This window comes from Pelomonas sp. KK5 (genome assembly GCF_001984095.1).
In the GTDB taxonomy this organism is placed as follows: domain Bacteria; phylum Pseudomonadota; class Gammaproteobacteria; order Burkholderiales; family Burkholderiaceae_C; genus KK5.
Map to the genome: position 1 here is coordinate 1 of NZ_LYVQ01000394.1, position 3,108 is coordinate 3,108.

The 3,108-nt window shown below is 67.5% G+C and carries 3 protein-coding genes; 2 read left to right on the top strand and 1 reads right to left on the bottom strand.

Annotation, left to right across the window (positions count from 1 at the left end; translation table 11 throughout):
- Positions 1-1,900, top strand: a 1,900-nt coding sequence (locus B0W88_RS30825) for an ATP-binding protein (protein WP_144007102.1), incomplete at its 5' end; no start/stop codon positions are given.
- A gap of 54 nt (positions 1,901-1,954) precedes the next feature.
- Positions 1,955-2,320, top strand: coding sequence for a response regulator (locus tag B0W88_RS30830; RefSeq protein WP_144007103.1), 366 nt, complete (start codon positions 1,955-1,957; stop codon positions 2,318-2,320).
- A 340-nt stretch (positions 2,321-2,660) separates the two neighbouring features.
- Here the strand turns inward: B0W88_RS30830 and B0W88_RS30835 are convergent.
- Positions 2,661-3,108 (bottom strand): response regulator (locus tag B0W88_RS30835; RefSeq protein WP_158080979.1); only part of this gene is annotated, 448 nt, incomplete at its 5' end.

Below are 3,108 nucleotides of genomic sequence, written 5' to 3' on the forward strand. Positions count from 1 at the left end.
GTTCTGGGCCATCGGCGAGGTATCGCCGATCCGGTCCGAGATCGGGGAGCCCATTGGCTTCGTGAAGATCATCCTCGACCGCACCCCGCAGGAGCGCGCGCGGGAGGCCTTGCTGGCGGAGCGGGCCGCCCTCGAGGTGCTCAATCGGGCAGGTGCGGCCCTGTCGCGCGAGACGGAACTGCATCGGCTGGTGCAGATCGTGACCGATGCTGGCGTGGAGCTGACCAAGGCCCAGTTCGGAGCCTTCTTCTACAACGTGCTCGATGACGCCGGCGAGAGCTACATGCTGTATGCCCTGTCCGGTGTCGCGCGCGATGCGTTCGCCGAATTCCCGATGCCGCGCAATACCTCGGTGTTCGCGCCCACCTTCAATGGCGAGGGCATCGTGCGATCGGATGACATCACCCAGGATCCGCGCTATGGGCAGAGCGCGCCGCACCATGGCATGCCAAGAGGCCACCTGCCGGTGCGAAGCTACCTCGCCGTGCCGGTGGTGTCGCGTGGCGGCGGGGTGCTGGGCGGGCTGTTCTTCGGGCATTCGGACGTGGGCGTCTTCGGCGAGCGCTCGGAACGTGGCCTGGCGGGACTGGCGTCCGAGGCTGCTGTCGCGATCGACAATGCGCGCCTGTCCAGCGACAAGGCCAGGGAGCTCGGTGAAAGGCGGCGCGCCGAGGCGCAGTTGCGCGACCTGAATGCCACGCTGGAGGAGAAGATCCGCGCGCGCACCGAAGAGCTCGAGAGCCACGCGATGGCGGTGCGGCAACTGCAGAAGATCGAGGCGATCGGCCAACTCACCGGCGGCATCGCCCACGACTTCAACAATCTGCTCCAGGTGATCGTCGGCAACCTCGAACTGATCCGGCGGATCGCGCCAGCCGACGATGCACGGCTCGTCCGGGCGGCGAGCGCAGCGATGAACAGCGCGCGTACCGGTGCATCGATGACCCAGCGGCTGCTGGCATTTGCGCGCCGCCAGCCCCTCGATCCCAAGCCGATCAATGCCAATCTGCTGATCGGCAGCCTGACCGAGATCCTGCATCGGACGCTGGGCGAGACCATCGTGCTTGACACGATGCTCGCGGCGGATCTCTGGCAGGTGGAAATCGACGGCAACGAACTGGAGAGCGCAATGCTGAACCTCGCGGTCAATGCCCGTGATGCGCTTGCCAGCGGTGGGAGGATGACGATCGAGACCTCGAATACCGACCTGGATGAACGCTACGCGGCACGCAACCCCGACGTGGCACCGGGGCAGTACGTCCTCGTGTCCGTATCCGACACCGGCACCGGCATGGATGCCGAGACCCTGAGCAAGGCCGTCGAGCCCTACTTCACGACGAAGCCCGTGGGCCGCGGCACCGGCCTGGGCCTGAGCCAGGTCTACGGCTTCGTCAAGCAGTCGGGCGGTCACATGAAGCTGGATTCCACACCGGGTGTCGGGACGACCGTGCGGATGTATCTGCCTCGATTGCATGCGGAGGCTGAAGCGGGCACAGGCGCAGCAACAGAACAGCCTGCGCCGCAGGGCCAGCTCGAGGCGATCCTGGTCGTGGAGGACGACGAGGAAGTGCGGCGACTGTCGGTGGAGGCCTTGAGGGAGCTCGGCTATCGGGTCATCGAAGCGGCCGATGGCAGTGAGGCACTGCGTCAGCTTGAGCAGCAGGAAGGTGTCGATCTGCTGTTCACCGACGTGATCCTGCCCGGAGGCACGACCGGTGCCCAGCTGGCGGCTCAGGCGATGCTGAAAAGGCCGGGCCTGAAGGTCCTCTTCACGACTGGCTATGCTCGCAATGCCATCGTTCACCAGGGTCGGCTGGACCGTGGCGTCCAGCTGATCACGAAGCCGTTCACCTTCGCGGTTCTCGCGGCGAAGGTGCGAGAAGTGCTGGACCAGGCTTAGGCGAAGGTGCCGATGGCATGGCGTCGCAGCACGAAGTCCTGATGGAGATGCACCGTGCGCCAGGATGAGACGCGGGTGTTGGTCGTTGACGACCACATGGATGCCGCGCAGACGCTTGCCGCCGTCCTGGAGATGGACGGCTACGTCGTGCGCACCGCGTTGAGCGGCCTGGCGGCCCTCGAGGCGGCCGAGAGCTTCGAGCCGCTGTGCGTGCTGATCGACATCCACATGCCGGGGCTGGATGGACGTGATCTGTGCGCCAGGCTGCGTGCCGCCTATGGCGACGCAACGGTACTCATCGCCGTCACCGGTTTCGGCTCACCGCAGGACAGCCTCGACGAGGCCTTCTCGCAGTTCGACCACTACCTGCGCAAGCCCGTGGATCCCTCGGAGCTGAGGCGGATCCTGCCGCCCGTGTGATCCTGCGATCCGGGCCGGCCCGAACCGCCGGATCAGTTGCTGCTTGCGGGGCTCGACGGAGGCTCCACCGGCACCACCACCACCGTGCTGTCGCCCGGCTTGCCAGGTTCGCCCTGGGGGCCAGGGGGGCCGGGCACGGGCACGGGAACCGATGCGGGCGGAGCGGCGACCGGGACGGCGACAACGGTTGCCGGCTTGTTGTCGCAGGCGCTGAGCCCCAGAACGAGGAGGGCCATGAGCAGCGGGGTCTTATCCATCGCGGATCCTTTCGGCAGTTGTGCAGCTCAACGTCGGCAAGGCGCATGCCATTCATGCCCATGGGCAGCGCCCAGCCGCGGGATCAGAGCCTCAGTTCTGCCACCAGCGAGCGGATCGCCTCCGGGCTCACGGGCTTGACCAGGTGGCCGTCGAAGCCGGCCTCCCGTCCGCGCAGGCGATCCTTTTCCTGGCCCCAGCCCGTGAGCGCGACGACGACCATCGCCTGGCCCACGCCGGGCAGGGCCTTGAGTCTGGCGCAGACCTCGTAGCCGTTGAGGCCCGGCATGCCGATGTCGAGGAAGACCAGCTCGGGGAGCAGTTGCTGCGACCTGGCCACGGCCTCCAGGCCGTTGTTCACGACCGTCGCCTCGGAGCCGATCAGCTCCAGCAGCAAGGCCAGGCTGTTGGCCGCATCCGCGTTGTCGTCGGCAATCAGCACCCGGCGGCCGGCCAGCCGTTCCAGCTCGCCCTCGCCGCGCGGCGGCGTGCCGGGCCGGGTGGCATCCGCCAGCAGCGGCAGGCGCACGATG